Annotated in this window: 20 protein-coding genes; 16 read left to right on the top strand and 4 right to left on the bottom strand. The window is 33.3% G+C overall.

What is annotated here, in order from left to right:
* The first annotated feature begins 256 nt into the window (after positions 1–256).
* The 4 genes from A9D35_RS01825 (at position 257) to A9D35_RS01810 (ending at position 4,641) form a co-directional block, all read left to right on the top strand.
* The gene (locus A9D35_RS01825) at positions 257–691 is read left to right on the top strand and encodes an organic hydroperoxide resistance protein (protein ID WP_066218206.1); all 435 of its coding nucleotides are present in this window, start codon (positions 257–259) and stop codon (positions 689–691) included.
* 368 nt (positions 692–1,059) lie between these two features.
* A complete protein-coding gene (locus A9D35_RS01820; RefSeq protein ID WP_066218203.1) occupies positions 1,060–1,659 on the top strand; it encodes a DUF6642 family protein in 600 nt (199 codons plus the stop codon).
* A 369-nt stretch (positions 1,660–2,028) separates the two neighbouring features.
* Positions 2,029–3,414 carry a PQQ-binding-like beta-propeller repeat protein gene (locus A9D35_RS01815; protein ID WP_066218201.1) on the top strand — a complete coding sequence of 462 codons (1,386 nt, stop codon included), beginning with the start codon at positions 2,029–2,031 and terminating at the stop codon, positions 3,412–3,414.
* Positions 3,415–3,423: 9 nt separating this feature from the next.
* Complete coding sequence (locus A9D35_RS01810) at positions 3,424–4,641, top strand: SGBP N-terminal domain-containing protein (protein WP_066218199.1); 1,218 nt, start codon at positions 3,424–3,426, stop codon at positions 4,639–4,641.
* 969 nt (positions 4,642–5,610) lie between these two features.
* On the opposite strand, the gene A9D35_RS01805 is transcribed toward A9D35_RS01810, so the two are convergent.
* Positions 5,611–6,615 carry a sugar kinase gene (locus A9D35_RS01805; RefSeq protein ID WP_066218196.1) on the bottom strand — a complete coding sequence of 335 codons (1,005 nt, stop codon included), beginning with the start codon at positions 6,613–6,615 and terminating at the stop codon, positions 5,611–5,613.
* Positions 6,616–6,884: 269 nt separating this feature from the next.
* Between A9D35_RS01805 and A9D35_RS01800 the strand changes: the two genes are divergently transcribed.
* The 5 genes from A9D35_RS01800 to A9D35_RS01780 all read left to right on the top strand — a co-directional run bounded on the left by A9D35_RS01800 (position 6,885) and on the right by A9D35_RS01780 (position 12,652).
* Positions 6,885–7,565, top strand: coding sequence for a TetR/AcrR family transcriptional regulator (locus tag A9D35_RS01800; protein ID WP_066218194.1), 681 nt, complete (start codon positions 6,885–6,887; stop codon positions 7,563–7,565).
* On the top strand, positions 7,555–9,225 hold the full coding sequence (locus A9D35_RS01795) for a peptidase domain-containing ABC transporter (RefSeq protein ID WP_066218192.1): 1,671 nt from the start codon (positions 7,555–7,557) through the stop codon (positions 9,223–9,225). The genes A9D35_RS01800 and A9D35_RS01795 overlap by 11 nt, the downstream gene beginning before the upstream one ends.
* A gap of 2 nt (positions 9,226–9,227) precedes the next feature.
* On the top strand, positions 9,228–10,580 hold the full coding sequence (locus tag A9D35_RS01790) for an HlyD family secretion protein (protein ID WP_066218190.1): 1,353 nt from the start codon (positions 9,228–9,230) through the stop codon (positions 10,578–10,580).
* Positions 10,581–10,582: 2 nt separating this feature from the next.
* Positions 10,583–11,977, top strand: coding sequence for a TolC family protein (locus A9D35_RS01785; RefSeq protein ID WP_369692138.1), 1,395 nt, complete (start codon positions 10,583–10,585; stop codon positions 11,975–11,977).
* A 243-nt stretch (positions 11,978–12,220) separates the two neighbouring features.
* Positions 12,221–12,652, top strand: a complete 432-nt coding sequence (locus A9D35_RS01780) for an FKBP-type peptidyl-prolyl cis-trans isomerase (protein ID WP_066218187.1) — start codon at positions 12,221–12,223, stop codon at positions 12,650–12,652.
* Positions 12,653–12,897: 245 nt separating this feature from the next.
* Here the strand turns inward: A9D35_RS01780 and A9D35_RS01775 are convergent, their stop codons facing one another.
* The gene (locus A9D35_RS01775) at positions 12,898–13,380 is read right to left on the bottom strand and encodes a glutathione peroxidase (protein WP_066218184.1); all 483 of its coding nucleotides are present in this window, start codon (positions 13,378–13,380) and stop codon (positions 12,898–12,900) included.
* A gap of 175 nt (positions 13,381–13,555) precedes the next feature.
* On the opposite strand from A9D35_RS01775, the gene A9D35_RS01770 reads away from it, so the two are divergent.
* Genes A9D35_RS01770 through A9D35_RS01745 form a run of 6 tightly spaced genes read left to right on the top strand, consistent with a single transcriptional unit; the run spans position 13,556 to position 18,404 of the window.
* Positions 13,556–14,134 (top strand): TetR/AcrR family transcriptional regulator, encoded by a 579-nt coding sequence (locus tag A9D35_RS01770; RefSeq protein WP_066218181.1) that lies wholly within the window; start codon positions 13,556–13,558, stop codon positions 14,132–14,134.
* Positions 14,135–14,167: 33 nt separating this feature from the next.
* Complete coding sequence (locus A9D35_RS01765; RefSeq protein ID WP_066218179.1) at positions 14,168–14,800, top strand: NAD(P)H-dependent oxidoreductase; 633 nt, start codon at positions 14,168–14,170, stop codon at positions 14,798–14,800.
* Positions 14,801–14,810: 10 nt separating this feature from the next.
* Entirely contained in the window at positions 14,811–15,809 is a 999-nt protein-coding gene (locus tag A9D35_RS01760; protein ID WP_066218174.1) for an NADP-dependent oxidoreductase, read from the top strand.
* A gap of 16 nt (positions 15,810–15,825) precedes the next feature.
* Complete coding sequence (locus tag A9D35_RS01755) at positions 15,826–16,476, top strand: peroxiredoxin-like family protein (protein ID WP_066218171.1); 651 nt, start codon at positions 15,826–15,828, stop codon at positions 16,474–16,476.
* Positions 16,477–16,530: 54 nt separating this feature from the next.
* The gene (locus A9D35_RS01750; protein ID WP_066218168.1) at positions 16,531–17,691 is read left to right on the top strand and encodes an iron-containing alcohol dehydrogenase; all 1,161 of its coding nucleotides are present in this window, start codon (positions 16,531–16,533) and stop codon (positions 17,689–17,691) included.
* Positions 17,692–17,726: 35 nt separating this feature from the next.
* Entirely contained in the window at positions 17,727–18,404 is a 678-nt protein-coding gene (locus tag A9D35_RS01745; protein ID WP_066218165.1) for a type 1 glutamine amidotransferase domain-containing protein, read from the top strand.
* Between the two features lie 108 nt (positions 18,405–18,512).
* Here the strand turns inward: A9D35_RS01745 and A9D35_RS01740 are convergent, their stop codons facing one another.
* Entirely contained in the window at positions 18,513–19,631 is a 1,119-nt protein-coding gene (locus A9D35_RS01740) for a DEAD/DEAH box helicase (protein WP_066225694.1), read from the bottom strand.
* Between the two features lie 110 nt (positions 19,632–19,741).
* Between A9D35_RS01740 and rlmF the strand changes: the two genes are divergently transcribed.
* Positions 19,742–20,614 carry a 23S rRNA (adenine(1618)-N(6))-methyltransferase RlmF gene (rlmF, locus tag A9D35_RS01735; protein ID WP_066218163.1) on the top strand — a complete coding sequence of 291 codons (873 nt, stop codon included), beginning with the start codon at positions 19,742–19,744 and terminating at the stop codon, positions 20,612–20,614.
* Positions 20,615–20,780: 166 nt separating this feature from the next.
* Here the strand turns inward: rlmF and A9D35_RS01730 are convergent, their stop codons facing one another.
* A complete protein-coding gene (locus tag A9D35_RS01730; RefSeq protein WP_066218160.1) occupies positions 20,781–22,334 on the bottom strand; it encodes a DEAD/DEAH box helicase in 1,554 nt (517 codons plus the stop codon).
* Positions 22,335–22,389 lie beyond the last annotated feature (55 nt).

Below are 22,389 nucleotides of genomic sequence, written 5' to 3'. Positions count from 1 at the left end.
ATTTTGCTTATCACGTAATTTTTCAGAAAAATCAACCTCGCTGAGAATCGCGTATTTAATTTTTTTTGAATCCTAGTACAGTATACTAAAATTATGAGAACAACTTAAGTTTTAAAAAACTATCGAGGAAACAACAAAAATGAATTGCACAGAATATTCTTAGTCTTATATATTTAATACAATTTTAAGGTAATTCTCTTTATTATATATGAATATGATATTATCTTTAAAACTATAAACCATAATAACGTAAACAATGAAAACATTATATGAAGCAACTACGGTTGCAACAGGAGGAAGAAAAGGTCATGTCGTATCTGAGGATAGTCCGATAGATTTTAATTTATCAGTGCCAGAATCTATGGGAGGCGACGGTGGAGCAGGAGCGAACCCAGAACAATTATTTGGTGCCGCATATGCTGCTTGTTTTGGAGGAGCACTTCAAGCTGTTGCAAAAAGTGAAGGTATCGACATAGATGAAGAGGCTTTAAGTGTAACTGCCATTATTGGGTTCTGTAAAGATAAAGAAGGCTTTTTCCTTGAAGCAACTTTAGATTCGTATATTCCCGGAGTAGATTTAAAAACGGGAGAAGACTTAATAGAAAAAGCTCATGAAATGTGTCCGTTTAGTAAAGCGACTCGCGATAATATTACAGTGACTTTAAACTTATTAATAGACGAGGACGAATAAATTTTCATACACTAAAACATTAAAAAGCTTACCGTTAGGTAGGCTTTTTTTTGGTATAAATAATTGCCCTTTTGAAAATATTTAGAAGGTATAATTGATCTCAACTATACTTATACTTCGCTCAGTACTGCTGCTCGAACACCATATAGAACGAAATATTATACTAATAGTCTTCTAGCATTAGTGAGAAAGAATAGTAAACTTCTGACGAAGGAAGCAGTTAAAGTTTGTCGAGAACTTATTACTATAATTTAAAATTAAGAAACAATGCGGTTACTCTAATCAAAAGATTAAAAAATTTTACTACAACAACTCAATTCATTAAAGAAACTCTAATTACATTTGTCTAATAAATTAAACTAAAAATCTTGTTAGAAAAACAATCGCAATATCCCCAAAATCAATTAACGGATTCTGAATATTTCATTTATTGCTTAGAAGCTGTTCAGGACGTAGAAACCAATATCATTACCGAAACCCAAGAAAGTTTGGAACATTTGGTTTTAAATTTTGGTATTGCAAGTATCTATAACACCTGCGATACGATTGAAGGGTTGGAAGACTGTTTAAATAGTTTGGTATTAGACGACCATAATTTTAAGGATTATGAAATTATTTATCTGGTTATGCCCGGTGAAGCTAACAGTATTTGTTTAAACGATTATTACTATAGTTTACAAGAGATTGCCGAACGTTTTGAAGGCCGATTAATTGGAAAGATTCTACACTTTTCAAATGCTAAAATCTTAGATTTAGACGAGGAAGAAGCACAATATTTTTTAGATATTACCGGAGCTAAAGCGATCTCTGGCTATGGAAATACATATAATGGTATTTCCAGTACAAATTTAGATAAAGCCTTTTTTAATTTATTTAATGAAGATGATAATTTGGTTGATGTGGTTGAAGAACTACACCAAAGATATTACGCCATATGCAAATTATTAGACTTTAGATTGTATTATTAATCTCATTTTATAACAGGTATCCAACAATCTGTTTTTTACTATCCATATAAGTCTGGTAGCCTTAATATCGGAAATTATGTCAAATAGCATGAAATGCACTATTCCTTTTTTTTGTAAAACTCAATTTTCTTTGAAAAAAATTCTTCTAATACATTAATTTATCACTCCTAAAGGAACACTTTTTACACGATCAAGTAGGAGGAGGGAAGTGTAATGTGTGTGGATTGATATAAATTAAATATAGCTCCTGCTTTTACTAGTTTTTATTACAAATACCTTTGCCAAATTTGCTATATTAGCGTACTATCATTTTTAATGAAAAGCTGTAAATAATATTGTTTAAATTTCGTTTATATTAAAATAATTTTAATGAAATACATCACTTTAGTGATACTACTTATAGTATGTTTATCTTGTTCGTCTGATGATGATAATTCTACTGCTACACCCAACTCTGAACCAGAATCTATAAGAATTGATGATATTATTTTAGATGGCCCAACAATTACTATTGACTGGAGTGATGCAATAGATAAAGACGGGGATCAAATATTTTATAAATTATATATAAATTCAATACTTATTTCAGAAACTACGGAATCAATAAGTTCTACAACTTTAGCATATAATGAAAATTATTCTGGAAGAATAATTGGTACAGATAAAAAGGGTGGTACTACTGAGGTCAGTTTTGAGTTTTCAAGTTCTGATAGTAAACTACTATTATATTTAGATGGTTTTAATACTCTTCATGCATTAGATCTTTATACATCAACGCCGATGTGGAATGCTAAAACTTCATTTATCGAAAGCCATATGATATCCGATAGCCTTATTTATTCGGGTTTAGGGGGTGTTAATGGTTTAGATATTCTTTCAGGAGAAATTAAATGGACGAGCACACCGAATACTAACAGTAATGGCGATTATAGAAACATCATTTTAGACGAAACTCATATCTATGCCTTTGGTTCTAATTCTTCTTTGTATTGTATAGATAAAGTTACTGGAGGAAAGTTATGGCAACGAAGCTTTCTTGATAATTACGCTCCCTTGGCTATAGATTCAGATAGAATATTTGTGAGTAGTAGGAATGATGATCATTTATATGCCATTAATAAAGTAACAGGCGTGGCAGATTGGAGCTATGAACTGAGTAATAGTACAGGTGCTGCCCCGAAAATAGAAACGAATCCGTTGATAGTTAATAATGATATTTTTTTTGGTGATAATATTGGCAGGTTTTATTCTTTTAATAAAAATACAGGAACTAAAAACTGGAGTGTTGACGCTGGTCGATTTAATTCATTTTATTCTTCCCCAACACAATTTAACGAATCAGTTATTACGGGTACGTATAGTACGCTCTATGCTTATAATTTAAATTCGGGTGCCATTATATGGCAATATGTGCCAACCGGTGGTACAATAAAAACATCTCCGTTTATCTATAACGACAAGGTATACATTGGAATATCAAAGAATGGAAGTGGTGAATTATTATGCCTAAATGCAAGTAATGGATCTGTAATTTGGAGTTATGCCTTAGAAAACAACACAACATCTTCTCCCATAGTATTTGAGGATATTGTTTACATAGGAGATTGGAACAAAAATATGTATGCTGTAAATGCTGAAACAGGACAGCTTAATTGGAAAATAAAAACTGAAGAAGTAATATTTAAATCCCCGACAATTGTTGTTGGAGCGGGAAAAAATATCATTTACCCAAGTGTTAGCGGATTGAAAAATTAAATTATGACAATGAAAAATACGATTTTTATTCTGGTGTTATTTTGTGGAATTTTCACTTCCTGTGATAAAGACGATGCTGAAGAAACACCTCCTGTTGTTTTAAGTGATAAACATGAAATTACATCTTTTGAATTAACTATTGAAGGCGTATCTGTTGTTGGCACAATAGATCAGAATGAAAAACTTATTACATTAGATACGGAAGATGCCAATTTAAATTCACTAGTTCCGAAAATAGAGTATTCTGAAAAATCAACCATATCTCCTGCAGTAAACGAGGTTCAAAATTTTAACAATGAGGTTGCATATACGGTTATAGCAGAGAACGGAGAATCTAGTATATATCGAGTTGTTGTAAACAATGTAAGTTCCAACAAAGATATTCTCAGTTTTCAATTATTAATTGATACCAAAAGTTATGAAGGTGCAGTAGATAATGATTCTAAAACGTTATATGTCGAAACCGATAATACATTAGATATGGCTGATATCGTATTTTCTTTACCTGAGGGGGCGTCAATTGTCCCGGTTAAAGAAGGTCCACAAAACTTCTATTTACCGGTTGAATATATAGTAACTGCAGAAAATGGTACAACCGTTACATACACACTTACTGCCAAAGCATTTAAATTTTTCGATTATAATTATAAGGTATTTTATAGCAATGCAACCGCAATTACATCAGGAACAGGTATTGATCTGTCGGTACCAAATTCATCTGTTGTGTTAGAGAATGAACAAAATTCTTATACGCTACAAGATACAAATATTATGAGCAATGATATTTATACAGACGGAATGCCTTTTAATGCTTTTAGTTTTAGTTTTCCAGATAACATAGCTACAGCTACAAATTACAAACTTAAATATTTGATAGATGGAGAAGTAAAAACCGTATCAACCTTTAATATTGATGTTCTAGCAGATAATGTGCCTGTTATTACGTCATTAAATCAAGAACTATACGTTAAAAATGATATATTAATTATCACTGGCGAGAATTTACCCAGTACAATTTCTATTCCCTCAAATGGGTCTGTTTTTATTATTCAGAACTCTAACAATTATGACCTAACTGTAAATAATGAAAAAACAAAGTTAACCGTTACCTTAGATTATGGATATTTATTTCCTTCTTATTTTGGAAAACCTAAAGCAGAAAAAACGATTACATTATACGGTCCAAATCGTAGAGTTGGTACTACAGTTAATGCCATATTCAAATAAATTAAGATACAACTAAATTTGTTTATCGAAACTACTATTTGCTTGACCTAATTACTATCAGTAAGTGGTTTAAGTTACAGCCTGTTATATGATTTGAATGCAAGCAGTATTGATTTGACATTATTACCACTAACAGAGAATCTAAGAGCATAATTAAAGAAGTTGCAGCTGATTAAGAATTTTTGTTTTGAAGACTATAATAGAACTTCCTGGAAGTTATTATGTAAAATAGAATCTAGATGTTTCTCTTGGCCTTATAAAATTTTGGTCAAAACAATAGGAGAAATGAGCGTCCATATTTTAGGGGTTTAGTATTACAGTTTCTTAAGAGATTTAATTATACAACGGATTTCAAAGCATTGTTAACGAGTTCGAATGTTTCCTAAAATATAGCGAATGAGCCGTTAATTGTTTCCAAAATTATATGCAGCCTTGAATTTTTGTTTCTTTTGTTTCAAGACAAAAGATAATGAAACAAGAAAAAAGAGTTAATTGAAATTCTACATATAACAAGTGCATAGAAATTATCTAGCAGAGTAATTTTATACTCTTGTGGCAAGCTTACGAGAATCGTCTAAAATTTTTTATGACGTACATTTATTTTGGCGCAAGCAAAGCGGTTGGATAATTACTCGCGTTATTTAAATATAATATTTTGTAGCTCTTGAATACTTCGCATTTGTGTTACAAAACAATCGAGCGCATTGGCATGTGGCTATTTTATATAACGGCTGATTACAGATACAGACAGCAGATAGAATGTTTATTTTTTAGTTCTAAATAATAAATACAATTACGAAACCACAATTAACTTGTACATAATTTCTAACGATATAAAACACTTAGGTGTTGTTATATCTGAAATTATGTCAAATAGCGCTGAAATGCGCTATTACGTTAATTGTTATAATTGCACTATAATTTATATTATGTAAAATAGAAAATTAAGAATGCTCTCGCACTCTTTTGTTATCTTAACACACGGCCTCCTGTGTTTCCAGATAATAAATGCTCCACATCTGTAACTGTGGCATAATTTATATCTCCAGGAAATGTATGCTTTAAGGCACAAGCTGCACTGGCAAATTCCATAGCTTTAAAATCGTCGTAGTTTAAAAGTCCGTAAATAAGTCCTGCAGCAAAAGCATCACCAGTACCAATACGATCTACAATATGAGTAATTTCTATAGCTTCAGTTTCTTTAAACTCTATGCCATTCCACATTCTTCCTTTAATCTTTTGCCAAGATGCGTTAATAGCAATTCTAATTTTATCGAATACCTTTTCAACATTCGGATAAGCTTCAATTAATTGTTTACTAGCCGTAATAAAATCCTCATTCCCATACCCATAATCAGTTCCTAAGATTTCATTAATCTCATCAATTCCACCCATAAAAATGGTAACATATTGCATTAAATCCCGAATGGCATCTTGAGGTTCAACACCATATTTCCATAATCCGCCACGATAAGTTGGGTCCGAAGAAATTGTAATTCCTTTAGCTTTAGCTTGTATTAATCCTTCTTTAAGTGTGTCGTAAGCCCCTTGAGATAATCCCGGTGTAATTCCGGTCCAATGCATCCAATTACAACCTTTTAAAGCACTTTCCCAGTCTACTTTTTCTGGTGTAACTCCAGAAAATGCAGAGCTTGAACGGTTATAAGATATGGTGCTTGGGCGCATTACTGCTCCTACTTCTAAATAATATAAACCTAATGGTCTGTGCGATCTATATATATTTCTGGTATCTACATTGTAACTTCTTAAATATGCAATGGCAGTATCTCCTATAAAATCGTCTGATATACAAGAAATGTGCTTTACCTTATGCCCAAAATTGGCTAAGGATATCGACACATTAACTTCTGTACCTCCAAAATAATATTCTAATACATTGGTTTGCTTAAATTTTTTATTTCCTAAAGGAGAAAGTCTCATTAAAACTTCACCAAAAGTTACTATTTTACTCATAAAAATCAACTTACTTAATGGTTTCAAAACATAAAAGTAATGTTTATTATGCAATACTATTGTTATTAATAATATAAAATAAGCATAAAAATTAACACTGAAATTCTATATATCGCAGTTTCTAAATTTTATCAATTTAAGACCTAATTATCTTCTATTGATTTAACTTGCTGGAGATTATAATTTTACGAAACTTTACATTAATTTAACACTGGAGCTATTACAAAATAATAGTATTACTATTACTTTTGGGCTCTTTAATATTAATTATGAAAAATTTACTTTCAAACATAAAAATTGAGGTTCCACCTGGGATTTATATAAAGAATCCGGAGTCTTCTACTCTAGGAAAGCGTATTATAACGCAAAGTATTCAGCTTATTGAAGCCCAAGGTTTCGAAAATTTTAATTTTAAAAAATTAGGTTTAGCATTAGGCTCTAATGAAAGTTCCATCTACAGATATTTTGAGAGCAAACACAAATTACTCATTTATCTTACCTCTTGGTATTGGGGATGGATTGAATATCAGTTGGTTTTAGAAACCTATAGTATTACTCAGCCAGAAGAAAAACTAAAGAAGGCCATAAAAGTTGTTACACGAACCACGAAGGAAGACACCACTTTTAGTCACATTAACGAAGTGATGCTTAACAGAATTGTAATAAATGAAAACTCTAAATCGTACCTCACAAAAGATGTGGATATAGAGAATGAAGACGGTTATTTTATCGCTTATAAACGTGTGGTTTACCGTTTAGCCGAAATGATTTCGGAATACAATGCATCTTACAGCTATGCCTTAAGTTTATCGAGTACGATTATAGAAGGTGGATTGCACCAACAGTTTATAAAAATTCATTTTAAATCGATTACCAATTGTAACGCTAATACCACGCCATCAGACTTTTTTACTGATGTTACCTTAAAAACACTATCATATGCCAGATAAAACATTAACCCCATGGAAACGATTTATGGGATTATTACAACTAGAACGTAAAGATATTTTTCAAATTGGGTATTATGCCATTTTCGAGGGTTTGGTCGCCTTGTCTTTGCCGCTAGGAATTCAAGCGATTATAAATTTATTACAAGGTGCCGAAATTTCTGCCTCTTGGATCGTTTTAATTATTTTAGTTACCCTTGGGGTGGCCTTTGCCGGGATTTTAAAACTCATGCAAATTCGTATTATTGAAACCATTCAACAACGTATTTTTACACGGGCTTCAATAGAATTAAGCTATAGACTGCCAAAAATTAAGATGAGCGAATTAAGGAATTATTACCTTCCAGAATTAGCCAATCGATTTTTTGATACTTTAACGATTCAAAAGGGATTATCGAAAATATTAATCGATGCCCCTTCTGCCCTGCTTCAAATTATATTTGCTTTAATTCTACTGTCTTTTTACCATCCGTTTTTTATAATATTCGGTTTACTTCTGCTTTTACTTATATATGTTATTTTTAAATATACAGCAGAAAAAGGATTAGAAACGAGTCTTACCGAATCGAAAAATAAGTATAAAGTGGCCCACTGGTTACAAGAAATTTCTAGAGCCGTTATTAGTTTTAAATTGTCTGGTAGAACCAAATTAGCCTTACAAAAAAGTGACGACTTGGTAGACGATTATTTAATATCTAGAGAACGCCATTTTAAAGTTTTAATGCTTCAGTTTATTCAAATGATTGGGTTTAAAGTCTTAGTCACTGCGGGATTATTAACCATTGGTGGATTCTTAGTTTTAGATCAGCGTATGAATATCGGACAGTTTGTAGCTGCTGAAATCATCATTTTATTGATTATAAATTCGGTAGAAAAACTAATCCTTGCCTTAGAGTCTTTCTACGATGTATTAACTTCTATAGAAAAATTAGGACAAGTGGTCGATAAACCTATCGAAGCACAACATGGAGAAACTTTGTCCCCTAATAAACCGATTACTATAGAATTAAAAGATTTGGCTTACGAAGTTAAAGAACGGCATCTTCCTATTTTAAGTGGGGTCTCTTTTAAAATAGAACCCAAAGATCGTGTGCTAGTTAAAGGAGAAAGTGGTGCGGGAAAATCGAGTTTATTACAACTTATTGCCGGTGTTATTATGCCAACTTCGGGGTACTTATTTATAAACGATTTATCTATACAAAGTTTATTTATTAATGAATATCGTGCTCATTTAGGGCTGTCTTTATCTGAAGAAACTCCTTTTGAAGGTAGTATTCGCGAGAATGTAACTTTTGGTAATAAAGACATATCCGACGATTCTATTTATGAGATTTTTGAACATATAAGATTAACAGAATTCTTAAAGCAACAACCTAACGGTTTAAATACCATTTTAAAACCCGAAGGAAAGCAAATTGCCTATACCATTGCTAAAAAAATTGTATTGGCTAGAGCTTTATTAAAACAACCAAAGGTATTAATACTTGAGAATCCATTAGATCAGTTTCATGTTGATGAATCTACTCAGATTATCGATTATTTAACCGATGAAGCACAACCTTGGAGTGTGGTTGTTGTGAGTAACAGAGAGCGTTGGATAGAGCGCTGTAATAAGCACATTCAGATAAAAAATGGAAGTATTGTTAAACTTAATAATCACTAAAGATGTTAAATATTTCGAGCAATAAAGTTTCAGAGTATATTGACATAAAGTCATTTAAATCTGGAAAACATATATTTAATAAAGAATATCATAAAGGGTTTAAAAAGTTTTTATTGATATTCTCTATTCTACTTTTAATCATCATGTTTTTACCGTGGACTCAGAACATTACCAGTAATGGCCAGGTTACCACATTAAAACCAAATCAGCGTCCGCAAACCTTACAGTCTCAAATCCCAGGTCGAATAGAAGAATGGTTTGTACAAGAAGGGGATTTCGTAAAGAAAGGCGATACCATTTTACGAATTTCGGAAGTGAAAAGTGAGTATTTTGACGAGCAATTAACCCAGAGAACAGACGATCAAATTCATGCCAAAGCCTCATCGGTAGAAGCTTATAAAAACAAGGGATTGGCTTTAGAAAATCAAATTCAAGCCTTAAAACAAGAGCGTGATCTTAAACTAGAACAGGCTAGAAATAAATTAAAACAAGCCCACTTTAAAGTTACTAGCGATAGTATCGATTTAGAAGCAGTTAAAATTCATGCCGATATTGCCAAAACACAGTATGAACGTACTGTAGCTTTGGAGAAAGAAGGTATAAAAGCGGTAAAAGATATTGAGGAAAAGCAGTCTAAACTTCAAGAAGTTTCAGCGAAATTAATTTCTCAGGAAAACAAATTATTAAGTACCAAAAACGAATTGCTTAATAGTGAGCTTGCCATTTCTACCATCACCGCCACGTATAACGATAAGCTAGCAAAAGCCCAAAGCGATTTATATACGGCGCAATCTAGTGGTTTCGATACGCAAGCCCAAGTTTCAAAATTAGAAACCAGTTTAGCCAATTATAAAAAGCGTAACAGTTTAATGTTTGTTACTGCCCCACAGAATGGTTATATCAATAAAGCCATAAAATCGGGGATTGGAGAAACTTTTAAAGAAGGTGAGCAATTGGTAAGCATTATGCCGTCTAATTATGAGTTGGCTATAGAAATGTATGTACGCCCAATAGATTTACCATTAATTCATATCGGAGAAAATGTTCGTGCACAATTCGATGGGTGGCCGGCTATAGTATTTAGTGGATGGCCTAACGTGTCTTACGGAACTTATGGCGCAAAAGTAGTTGCTATAGAAAACTTTATTAGCGATAATGGGATGTACCGCGTGTTATTAGCACCAGATAAAGATGATGTAAAATGGCCAGATGCTATTCGTGTAGGATCGGGAGCAAGAACCATTGCCTTATTAGATAATGTTCCGATTTACTTCGAGATTTGGAGACAGATTAACAGCTTCCCTCCTAATTTTTATCAGCCATCATCTAAATCAACCGATTCAAAAAAGAAATAATTATGATGAAAAAACTAATCCTTATTGGATGTGTTTTAACTTTTTTTACGGGATTTTCACAAGAAAAAGATTCTATATTAACACTAGAAGAATATTTAGGTTTTGTAAAAAAGTACCATCCTATAGTAAAACAAGCACAGCTTACAACTAGCGAAGGTGAAGCCAAGTTATTAAAATCGCGAGGTGCATTCGATCCTAAATTAGAGGTTAATTATAACAGAAAAAAGTTTGAGAATACCACCTATTACGATAAGCTAAATTCAGCTTTTAAAATACCCACTTGGTATGGTATTGAGCTAAAAGCAAATTACGAAAATAACGATGGTTATTATTTAAACCCTGAAGGCACTACTCCCGAGGACGGATTATATAGTGCCGGTGTATCGATGTCGCTTGCAAAAGGCTTATTGATTAACGACCGTATGGCCACGTTAAAACAAGCTAAATTATATGCGCAACAGGCAGAGGCTAAACAAAGAATTTTGATTAATGAGATTTTATACCAAGCCATTACAACCTATTTTAATTGGTTAAAAAACTATCAAACCGAAACGGTTTATAAAGATTACGTTTTAAATGCCCAAACGCGGTTAGATAATGTAAAAACTAGTTTTTATGGTGGCGATAAACCCGCGATAGATACTTTAGAAGCGAGTATAAATTTAAAAAGTCGGTTTTTAGACCTTGAAAAGGCTAAGATTGGTTATATCAAATCAAAATTAGAGTTGTCGAATTTCTTATGGTTAAGCGAAAATTTACCTCTAGAATTAGAGTCTGGGATTGTACCAGACCTAGAAACCAAATTTAATGTCGATGCCGTTTTAAATAGTTCTATTTTAAATGTAACCGAAGAATCGTTACAAAATCATCCTAAAATTCAGGAATTACAATTTAAACGAGAAAGTCTGGATATTGAAAAGAAATTAGCCTTAAACAATTTACTGCCAAAAATCGATTTACAATATAATTTCTTGTCCTCAGATTATAAGCATATAAATTCCTTTAGTACCTCTAATTATAAAAGCGGATTAAACATTAGTATGCCACTATTTTTACGAAAAGAACGTGCAGACCTAAGGCTAGCTAAAATTAAATTACAAGATATCGATTTTGATATTTCGGCAACTACAGTTACGTTAAAAAACAAAGTTGAAAGTACCTTAAAAGAAATTGAATCTTATGGTACTCAAGATGAGATTTTATTTCAACTTGTAAAAGATTACAAAGCATTGGTTTATAGCGAGGAACGTAAGTTTTCTTTAGGTGAAGGTTCCATCTTTTTGGTAAACTATCGCGAGGTAAAACTTATAGAAAATCAGCTTAAAAAAATTGATACCGAGTATAATTTATTTACAAGTAAAACGAATTTATTACGGGTTATAAACGGATTAGAATAAAAAATAATATACCCTTTTGAAACCTTTGCACGCCAATTAAAACGACCGTATTTAATTGGCGTGTTCTTTTTCAACCAATAAAAAATGAATACTACCTTTAAAAATCGGTAGTATAGTCTTGTTTTCTGCCATTATTACCGATTTACGGCTTTGGCTTGGTTTTCGCGGCATACTTGAAAAAATAAAATAGATTAATCATAAAAGTTATGAAGTAGCTATTTTATAAATATTAAAAAATAATTTATGAGTCAAGTTAAAGAGAATAACACAGTAAAGGTACATTACACTGGAAAATTATCAGATGGTCAGGTATTTGATAGTTCAGAAGGACGTGAACCTTTAGAGTTTACTTTAGGACAAGGACAAATGATTCCAGGTTTTGAAAAAGGGCTAATCGACATGAAATTAAATGAGAAAAAAACCATTTCATTATCTAAAGATGAAGCTTTTGGAGAAGCCAATCCAGAACTAATTCAAGAGGTACAAAAATCGCAATTACCACCAGAAATTCAACCAGAAGTTGGAATGGGACTTATTTCTAAAGCTCCAGATGGTACAGAACACAATTTAACTATTGTAGCGGTAAAAGACGACAGTATTGTACTTGATGCCAATCATCCACTAGCAGGAAAAGATGTGGTATTCGATATTGAAGTTGTAGATATTCAAGCGTAATATTACGTTTTTAAAAATATAAAAGGCTGTTTAAAAGTATTTAAAAGTTGTCTATTTTGATTGCTTTTTTAGAATCTCATTACATTGTAAACCAATCCCTATGAGATTTTGAAATAGATTCAAGCTGAAGACCTTTTAAGTTTTAGACAGCTTTTTTTATGTGATATAAAACTTACCATGAGCCAAGTGTTGTTACCCAAGATTTATCTGTTTACGAACTAATACGGTTACATTTTAATCGGATTTCATTTTAAATGTTTTGTAATACGGGAACTTAAAGGTTTGGTAATCGAATAGAAATAATCAATTAATTCACCTTTTTCATCAATTAAATACTTCTGAAAATTCCATTTTACACTCGAATTTTTAACGCCATTAAGCTCTTTTTTAGTAAGCCATGCATATAACGGATGTTGTTGCTCCCCTTTTACATGTACCTTTTCGGTGATGACAAATGTTACGCCATAATTCACTTCACAAAACGATTCAATTTCTAGAGCTGTTCCTGGTTCTTGACCTCCAAACTGATTGCATGGCACACCAATTACCTGCAACGTATCCTTATAAGTGTCTGCTAAAGTTTGTAAATGGTCGTACTGCTTGGTAAAACCACATTTCGAAGCGGTATTTACAAACAATAGCCGTTTACCTCTAAATTCTTCTAAATCTATAGGTGTCCCCTTTAAACTATTAATTTTAATATTATATAAATCAGTTACTGTTTTCATGCAGGCATTATTAAATTAAGGTTAGTATCATGATGCAAATCTACAAATGTAAGGTTACACAATTCTATTGTTTTTCAATACTGAATCTGGCCCTTTTTTTAGTAAGGTTAAAGTTATACTAAAAAAAATGAACGTTTATTCTTTTTTTATACCTTTGTACTCTAAATAGAACGTTATGACAGGTTTAAAAAAGAGTGAAATTAAGCGTGCAGCACTTGTAAAAGCCACCATTTATTTGGTGAACAATCAAGGGTTTCATGCCGCTCCTATGGCTAAAATAGCTAAACTGGCTAATGTATCGCCTGCTACCATTTATTTGTATTTCGAAAATAAACAAGATCTTATAAACCAAGTTTACAAAGAAGTGAAACAAGAATATATGGTGTATGCCTTTGAAACTTACACCGATGATTTATCGGTAGAATCTGGTTTTGAAATGGTTTGGAGACGTATGGCCGACTATAAATTAAAGGATATCGAGAAGGGCTTTTTCCTTTCGCAATGTGAAAATACCCCAATGATTGATGAAGCAAGCAGACAGGAAGGCATAAAAAACTTGGCTCCCCTACTCGATTTATGGAATCGAGGAATCACCGAAAATAGCATTAAAGATTTATCGCATTATGTGCTTTATGCGTATAGTATTTATCCGTTAGCCTTTTTATTAAACGCTCAAAAAAGAGGCGATTTCAAAATCACAAAAGATCATTTAAATCATGCTTACCAAGCGGCTTGGGATAGTATAAAAAAATAACAACAATATAATAACATCAAAAATATTAGTTACATGGAATTATTAGATAAATTAAACTGGAGATATGCAACCAAAGCTATGAATGGCGAAACTGTATCTCAAGACAAAATAGACCGTATTTTAGAAGCTGCGCGATTAGCGCCAACTTCTAGCGGATTGCAACCTTTTGAAATTATTGTAGTGACAAATAAAGAATTAAAAGAACAAATTAAGCCCGTGGCTTGGAACCAATCTGTAGTAACAGACTGTTCTCATTTATTAGTTTTTGCTGCTTGGGATACTTATACAGCAGATCGAATTAATAAAGTGTTCGATATGACAAATAAAATTCGTGGTTACGAAAATGAAGGTTTTGAAGCATACAGACAAATGTTATTGAACACCTATCCACAAAAAGATGCAGACGAGAATTTTACACACGCTGCTAAACAAGCTTACATTGCTTTTGGATTAGCTATTGCAGCCGCGGCCTACGAAGGTGTAGATGCTACGCCAATGGAAGGTTTCGATCCGGATGCGGTAGATAACATTTTAGGTTTAAAAGAAAAAGGTTTACGTAGTGCCATTTTATTACCTCTAGGCTACAGAGACCAAGAGAGTGATTGGTTAATAAACCAAGTTAAAGTAAGAAAAAGTACAGAAGATTTAATAACCGTTTTAGACTAAATTTTGAATTATGAATCAGACCATTTTATTAAAAAGTAGACCACAAGGAACACCTCAATTATCAGATTTCGAGTTTCAAAAAGAGGCTGAAAATTTAGAAATAACAGACGGTGAAATTCTTTTAGAAACAAAATATATCTCGGTAGATCCATACTTAAGAGGACGCATGAGCGATGCCAAATCGTATGTACCTCCTTTTAATTTAAACGAGCCTATTTCATCTGGAATTGTTGCTCAAGTAAAAGCCTCTAAAAACAACGATTTTAAAGAGGGTGATTTCGTATCCGGATTATTAAACTGGAAAACTGAACAAATTTCTAACGGTCAAGGATTAACAAAAGTTAGTGCAGATTTAGCTCCTCTTAGTGCCTATTTGGGGGTTTTAGGAATGACAGGATTAACTGCATTTTTAGGCCTTCAAGAAATAGGAAAACCTAAAGCAGGCGAAACCTTATTGGTATCTGGTGCTGCCGGAGCCGTAGGAAGTGTTGTTGGACAGCTTGGTAAAATATTAGGGCTTCGCGTAGTTGGTATTGCCGGAACAGATGAAAAAGTCGCACTCTTAAAGAATGATTTTGGATTCGACGAGGTTATAAATTATAACACAACTCCAGATATGGCCAAAGCAATACAAGACACTTGCCCAGACGGTGTAGATGTGTATTTCGATAATGTAGGCGGCCCCATTTCTGATGCAGCTTTATTCAGTATAAACCGGTTTGCACGTATCATTATTTGCGGAGCTATTTCGGTATATAACAAAACCGAATTACCTACCGGATTAAGTGTACAACCGTTTTTAGTAAAAAATAGTGCCCTAATGCAAGGCTTTATTGTTTCTAATTATGCTGAAAAATTTCCGGAAGCTATCAAACAACTTTCGCAATGGTTAAGTAAAGACCAATTAACATATACAGAAACGATCGTAGAAGGATTCGAAAATACACCTCAAGCTTTCCTGGATTTATTCAGTGGAAAAAATAAAGGAAAAATGATCGTAAAAATCTAATACCGACCTATTAAAAATGAAAACTTTAAAAGAACAAACTGAAGCTAAAATAGCAGAAGGCCGATTAAAAAATCCTGATTTTATGAAAGGTGTCGATGCGGCTATTGCAGAAGCGAAGAGCTTTGAACAAGGAGATAATGCCATTAGAGTTGGGGAAAAAGCACCAGCATTTAAGTTACCTAACGCTAGAGGTAAAAATGTGTCCTTAGACAATTTACTAGAAAATGGTCCCGTAGTCATTACATTTTATCGCGGGGATTGGTGTCCGTATTGTAACTTACAACTTAGAGCATTAAAAGAGCATTTAAGCGAGATTAATGCGTTGGGTGCAAACTTAGTTGCTATTAGTCCTCAAGTACCAGATGGTAGTTTAACAGAAGATGAAATTAGTAAAATGGATTTCGGTGTATTGTCAGACCAGGATGCAAAAGTCGCTTTTCAATATGGCGTGGCTTGGGAAGTACCAGAATTTTTAACTGAACATATGCGCGTAGATCGCGGGTTAGATTTAGAACAAATCAATAATGGTAATGCTAGTATGTTACCTATACCTGCAACCTTTGTATTAGGTCGCGATGGTATAGTAAAATGGAGATATGTAGATGTAGATTATAGAACACGTGCTGAACCTAGCGATATTATTGAAGCCTTAAAGAAGCTGTTTTAACGTATAATTAAGCATCACACAACAAAAACGAAGTAGCATAAATATATAAAGATTATGAACAATTTTGAGTTTAAAAATCCAACAAAAATAATTTTCGGAAAAGATACTATAGCGAAACTCGCTAAAGAAATTCCAACAGATGCTAAAGTGTTAGTCCTTTATGGTGGTGGAAGCATCAAAAAAAATGGAATTTATGAGCAAGTTCAATCCGCTTTAAAAGATATAGATTATGTAGAGTTTGGCGGTATCCCTGCCAATCCAGAATATACCGTTTTATTAGAAGCGCTTCAAGTTATTAAAAATGAAAATATAAGCTATTTATTAGCTGTTGGTGGTGGTTCTGTTATCGATGGTACAAAATTTTTATCGGCCGCTGCTTTATTTGAAGGCGATACCCCTTGGGATATATTATCCAATAGAAAACCGACTTTAAAAGGCATGCCTTTTGGGACGGTATTAACCTTGCCTGCTACAGGATCTGAGATGAATTCTGGAGCTGTAATTACGCGTGCAGAAACCAAAGAAAAGTTAGGTATGGGCGGGGCTGGTTTATTTCCTCAGTTTTCTATATTAGACCCGCAAGTTATAAAATCGATCCCTAAGCGTCAGTTGGTAAACGGTATTACAGATGCCTTTACACATGTTTTAGAACAATATATGACGTATCCTGCAGGTGCTTTACTTCAAGATCGTTTTGCTGAAAGCATTATGCAAACCCTGATCGAAGTGGCTCCAAAAATATTAAAAGACCCTACAGATTATGAAGCGGCTTCAAATTTCATGTGGAGCTGTACCATGGCATTAAATGGATTAATCCAAAAAGGTGTACCAACAGATTGGGCTGTTCACGCTATGGGCCACGAATTAACCGCTTTGTACGGTATCGATCACGCCCGAACTTTAGCCATAATTGCTCCAAGTCATTATCAATATAATTTTGACACTAAAAAGGAAAAATTAGCCCAATATGCTGAACGCATTTGGAATATAACCGAAGGGTCGCTTGAAGATAAAGCCTATGATGCTATTGAACGAACTGAGCAATTTTTCAACCAAATGGGTATAGATACCAAATTATCGAAATACACAGAAAATTTTGACGGTACTGCAGAAGTAATTTCAAAACGATTTACAGAACGTGGTTGGGTAGGTTTAGGCGAACATCAAAGTCTAAAACCCGAAGACGTAGAACATATTGTGCAAATGGCTTATTAAGCTATCATTTATTACCAACATTAAAAATTAAGATTATGAATATATTATTTGTATTAACATCGCATGATACTTTAGGAAATACAGGTAAAAAAACGGGATTTTGGATCGAAGAATTTGCCAGTCCGTATTACACGTTATTAGATAAAGGGGCGACTATTACCATCGCTACGCCTAAAGGAGGAAAAGCGCCAATAGACCCAAGTAGCGATACACCAGACGCTAGTACAGAAGCTACTGAGCGTTTTAAAACCGATAAAATTACCCAAGATAAAATTAACAATACAGAGGTTTTGTCTCATATTAATTCGAACGATTTTGATGCCGTATTTTATCCAGGTGGTCACGGTCCGCTTTGGGATTTAGCTAACGATAACGACTCTATTGAATTGATAGAGGATTTTAACGCCGCTAATAAACCTATCGGATTTGTTTGTCATGCTCCAGCCGTATTAAAAGAAGTTGAAAATACCGATGGTACGGCTATAGTTTCTGGAAAACGAGTAACTGGATTTTCAAATTCTGAGGAAGAAGCTGTTCAGTTAACAAAGGTAGTTCCGTTTCTTGTGGAAGATATGCTAAAAAGCAATGGTGGTACGTATAGTAAAGGCGAAGACTGGTCTGAATATGTGGTTACCGATGGAAATTTAATTACCGGACAAAATCCTGCCTCGTCAGAATTGGCAGCCAAAAAATTACTAAGTCTTTTAAATTAATAGGTAGTTTTAAATATAAAATATAACCAAAAAAGTGGCCCACTAGAAAGTTAAAATAATACGTTTAACACATGCTAGTCGGCCACTTTATTTATTATAATTAGTGTATTAAATTGAAATCTCTTTAAATTTAATACCTAAGGCTTTGTTTATTTCATGAATGCGTTTTAACTCACCCCCCAGAATTAAAGCTATAGATTGACCTGTTTTTCCTGCACGTGCTGTTCTTCCGCTTCTATGGGTATAATATTCTAAATGTTCTGGTAACTGATGATGTATAACAAAGGCTAAATCGTTAACATCTATACCTCGGGCAGAAACATCGGTAGAAATTAAAACTTGTAAATTTCCTTTCTTAAAAGCACGCATTACCTTTTCACGATCGCGTTGTTGCATATCCCCTTCTAGAGCTTCCACCGAAAAACCTTCGTCTTTTAAAGCTTCTGTTAAACTTTGTGTTCCTGCTTTTGTTCTGCAAAAAATAATCCCTCGATCGTCTGGTCTAGCTTCCAAAATACTCTCAATGGCATTTTGCTTTTGTTCTATAGTCGTCGTAATATAGCTATGTGAAATGTTCGCATTCACCAATTCATTTTTATTTACCACAACACGAACCGCTTTTGGCGACATGTATTGCTCTATAATTTGTTGAATTCCCGAAGGGATGGTTGCAGAAAACAGCCAAGTTTGCTTAGACCCTGGTGTATGTGTAAGAATTTTGGTTAAGGCATCTTTAAACCCCATGCTTAACATTTCGTCGGCCTCATCTAAAATTACGGTGTTCACCTTACGGATATCAATGACTTTTCTGTCTAACAAATCGTTTAATCGCCCAGGAGTTGCTACTATAACATGAGTTGTACGCTTTAAGTTCTTAATTTGAATATCTATTTTTTCGCCACCATAAACACCTTCAACAAAAATCTTATTGTCGCAATACTTTGTGAATTTAAAGAGTTGCTTTTTTATTTGTTGTACTAACTCTCGAGTTGGCGCTAAAATTAAAGCTTGAACATGATTTGAATCTGACTTTATGTTTTGAAGCATTGGCAATCCAAAAGCTGCGGTTTTTCCAGTACCTGTTTGTGCCAATCCGATAAAATCGGTTTGAGATTGTAATAAAACAGGAATTGCTTTTTCTTGAATTTCTGTAGGGAATTTAATGTTTAATTCCTTTAAAGACTTTACAAATTCGGGCTTAACGCCTAAATGTTTAAATGTTGCCATAATATATATTTCTGCTTGCAAAGGTAAAGTATTTAAAGCGTGTTTTAACACAAAAATGGTTTTCTGAATTGTTGCTGTATTTTAGTCTATCTTTGCGACAAATAAAAACTATGCATTCTAAAAATAAGCATAAAAAATCGTACGATTTTGATGCGTTAATTCTTGCTCATCCAAAGTTAAATTCTTTCGTTTTTACTAGTCCGTTGACACAAAAAAGAACCATCGACTTTGCTAAAAGTGAATCTGTTTTTCATCTTAATAAAGCTATTTTTTTAGCCGATTATGGGCTACGCGATTGGAGAATTCCTAAAGGCTATTTGTGTCCTCCTATTCCTGGTCGTGCCGATTATATTCATCATATTCATGATATATTGCATGTTGAAAACCTTTCCGAACAGGTTAAAGGATTAGATGTTGGTGTGGGTGCTAATACCATCTACCCTATTTTAGGAGTACAAATTTACGATTGGAACATGGTGGGTTGCGATACTAGTAAAGATGCTGTGGAAAGTGCTAAACACAATGTGAGTTTAACTCCTGAATTGCTTAAAAAAATAGATATAAGACATCAGTCTACACCTGCAAATATTTTTGAAGGTATAATCAAACCTGATGAGCAGTTTACATTTACCATGTGTAATCCTCCATTTTTTGCTTCGGAAGAAGAAGCGACACGTACAACCAAAACAAAATTAAAGAACCTTAAAAAAGCGGGGCCTGTAGAATTAAATTTTAGCGGTCAAGCACATGAATTGTGGTGTAACGGTGGTGAAGCTTTATTTATAAAACGTATGATTAAGCAAAGTGTTGCTTTTAAAGGTCAGGTGAAATGGTTTACAACTTTAGTGTCTAAACAAGAAAATCTAAGTAAACTAAAGAAGCAACTAGATAAGCTAAAAGCGACCCATAAAACAATATCTATGGAGCAAGGAAATAAAAAGAGTAGAATTTTGGCTTGGACGTTCCCTGAAGCTACAGAATAAAAAAAAGGAAGTAACTAAAAACGGCTATTCAGTTTTAAATTGAATAGCCGTTTTTTTTTATGTTTTAAATTTCGCATCATTCGGGAATAAATTCAGAGTAACATTGTGCACATTATAAGAAATCTAATAGTTATCTTAAAAGAGCGCAACAATCTAAAATCTAATTCTAATCTTCTGGTGGAAATCCGTTAATTTCTTCAAACAACTCATCAAAATTCTCACGAATATAAGCTCTTAATTTTTTTCGGTAATCGTCGCGTAACCATTCTACAAAATTGAATGTACTTTTACTTATGCATTTGGTATAACGTTGAATTCTGTAATCTATATCATCGCCCAATAATTTCGCCAATGCCAAGGCATCATACATATCTTCACTATTTTCTGTACAGATATAAGCATGATGACGGATAGAACGTTCTAAAACCACTTTTGACGATTCTCCTTTTCTTATAGAATCTATATAGGTCTTTTTAACATCGAAGTACACCGAATTAGATTTTTTAAATTCTGCACGTAAATCGTCAGGCATTTCATATCTAAAATTCTCTTCTAATTCGTCATCACTTAAAATACCATCCAAATAGAAGTTTGGAGATCTAAATATTTTTTGCCAATCTAAATCTGCTCCCCAAGGGCCAAAACGATGGAAGTTATTTCCTAAATCAATTACATTAAATGTCGATTTATTTTTTAAAATACGAGATCCACGACCAATCATTTGGTAATATAATGTTAGTGATTTTGTGGCACGGTTAAGAATAATAGAATCTACCGTTGGCTCATCGAAACCTGTCGTTAAAATACTTACAGAAGTAAGGATCGCATCTGGAGTTTCTTTAAACCATTTTAATATTTTTTTACGCTCTTTTTTGGTATTTGTATTGTCCAGGTGTGCCACAGGATATCCTGCCGCCCTAAAGGTATCGTACACATGAAGCGAGGTATTAATACCATTATTAAAGATTAAGGTTTTCTTACCTTTTGAACGCTCTTCGTAAGCCTGAATTAATTTACCAAGCATATCGCTATTGGTATATAAATCTTCAGACGATTTTACGGTATAATCACCATTGGCTCCAACAACTAAAGAGGTTAACCCTACATTGTAAGAGTAAACTTCTGCGCGTGCCAAAAATTCGTTTTCTATTAAGGATTGAATAGATTCTCCAACGATTAATTCGTTGTAGTTATCATTCATTGGTAATTTAATATTCGAACTTAAAGGCGTCGCTGTAACCCCTAAAATGAATGATTTTTCAAAAAATTTAAACAGTTTAGTAAAGGAGTTATAGTGGGCCTCATCAATAATAACTAAACCGATATCAGAAATATCTAGTTTGTCATCATTTAACCTGTTATTTAAGGTTTCAACCATGGCAACAAAGCAACTGTAATCGGCTTGGTCGTCGAGGTTTGCTTTACTGTGAATCACTTTATTAGACACTCCAAACTCGGTTAACATTCCCGAAGTTTGTTTACATAATTCGATACGGTGCGTCATTACAAGCACCTTTTTATTATGATGTTTTAGGTATTGTCTAACAATTTCAGAAAAGATTACAGTTTTCCCACCTCCGGTTGGTAATTGATATAATAAATGATAGTCTTCTGGTGCTTCTTCAAAACATTTAAATATTTTGTTTATGGCTCCACGTTGGTAACTATATAAATCTTTTCCGGCGTTTCTTTCTGCTAATTCTGTAGCTGTAACTGACATTGATAATAACATTTAAGGAATGCAAAAATAAGGCCTTTTCTAGGGTTTTTGTGCA

Source organism: Formosa haliotis (genome assembly GCF_001685485.1).
GTDB classification, from domain to species: Bacteria; Bacteroidota; Bacteroidia; order Flavobacteriales; family Flavobacteriaceae; genus Formosa; species Formosa haliotis.
Note: the sequence above shows the minus strand (reverse complement) of the source record. Positions and strands in the feature narration are given on the sequence as shown.

What these genes read in the sequence shown, in the direction of transcription:
- A9D35_RS01800 (WP_066218194.1), top strand. Translation starts at nt 6,885, where the DNA reads ATGAAAAATTTACTTTCAAACATAAAAATTGAGGTTCCACCTGGGATT.
- A9D35_RS01790 (WP_066218190.1), top strand. Translation starts at nt 9,228, where the DNA reads ATGTTAAATATTTCGAGCAATAAAGTTTCAGAGTATATTGACATAAAG.
- A9D35_RS01765 (WP_066218179.1), top strand. Translation starts at nt 14,168, where the DNA reads ATGGAATTATTAGATAAATTAAACTGGAGATATGCAACCAAAGCTATG.
- A9D35_RS01815 (WP_066218201.1), top strand. Translation starts at nt 2,029, where the DNA reads ATGAAATACATCACTTTAGTGATACTACTTATAGTATGTTTATCTTGT.
- A9D35_RS01810 (WP_066218199.1), top strand. Translation starts at nt 3,424, where the DNA reads ATGAAAAATACGATTTTTATTCTGGTGTTATTTTGTGGAATTTTCACT.
- A9D35_RS01755 (WP_066218171.1), top strand. Translation starts at nt 15,826, where the DNA reads ATGAAAACTTTAAAAGAACAAACTGAAGCTAAAATAGCAGAAGGCCGA.
- A9D35_RS01760 (WP_066218174.1), top strand. Translation starts at nt 14,811, where the DNA reads ATGAATCAGACCATTTTATTAAAAAGTAGACCACAAGGAACACCTCAA.
- A9D35_RS01745 (WP_066218165.1), top strand. Translation starts at nt 17,727, where the DNA reads ATGAATATATTATTTGTATTAACATCGCATGATACTTTAGGAAATACA.
- A9D35_RS01805 (WP_066218196.1), bottom strand. Translation starts at nt 6,615, where the DNA reads ATGAGTAAAATAGTAACTTTTGGTGAAGTTTTAATGAGACTTTCTCCT.
- A9D35_RS01770 (WP_066218181.1), top strand. Translation starts at nt 13,556, where the DNA reads ATGACAGGTTTAAAAAAGAGTGAAATTAAGCGTGCAGCACTTGTAAAA.
- A9D35_RS01750 (WP_066218168.1), top strand. Translation starts at nt 16,531, where the DNA reads ATGAACAATTTTGAGTTTAAAAATCCAACAAAAATAATTTTCGGAAAA.
- A9D35_RS01775 (WP_066218184.1), bottom strand. Translation starts at nt 13,380, where the DNA reads ATGAAAACAGTAACTGATTTATATAATATTAAAATTAATAGTTTAAAG.
- A9D35_RS01740 (WP_066225694.1), bottom strand. Translation starts at nt 19,631, where the DNA reads ATGGCAACATTTAAACATTTAGGCGTTAAGCCCGAATTTGTAAAGTCT.
- A9D35_RS01730 (WP_066218160.1), bottom strand. Translation starts at nt 22,334, where the DNA reads ATGTCAGTTACAGCTACAGAATTAGCAGAAAGAAACGCCGGAAAAGAT.
- A9D35_RS01825 (WP_066218206.1), top strand. Translation starts at nt 257, where the DNA reads ATGAAAACATTATATGAAGCAACTACGGTTGCAACAGGAGGAAGAAAA.
- rlmF (WP_066218163.1), top strand. Translation starts at nt 19,742, where the DNA reads ATGCATTCTAAAAATAAGCATAAAAAATCGTACGATTTTGATGCGTTA.
- A9D35_RS01795 (WP_066218192.1), top strand. Translation starts at nt 7,555, where the DNA reads ATGCCAGATAAAACATTAACCCCATGGAAACGATTTATGGGATTATTA.
- A9D35_RS01785 (WP_369692138.1), top strand. Translation starts at nt 10,583, where the DNA reads ATGATGAAAAAACTAATCCTTATTGGATGTGTTTTAACTTTTTTTACG.
- A9D35_RS01780 (WP_066218187.1), top strand. Translation starts at nt 12,221, where the DNA reads ATGAGTCAAGTTAAAGAGAATAACACAGTAAAGGTACATTACACTGGA.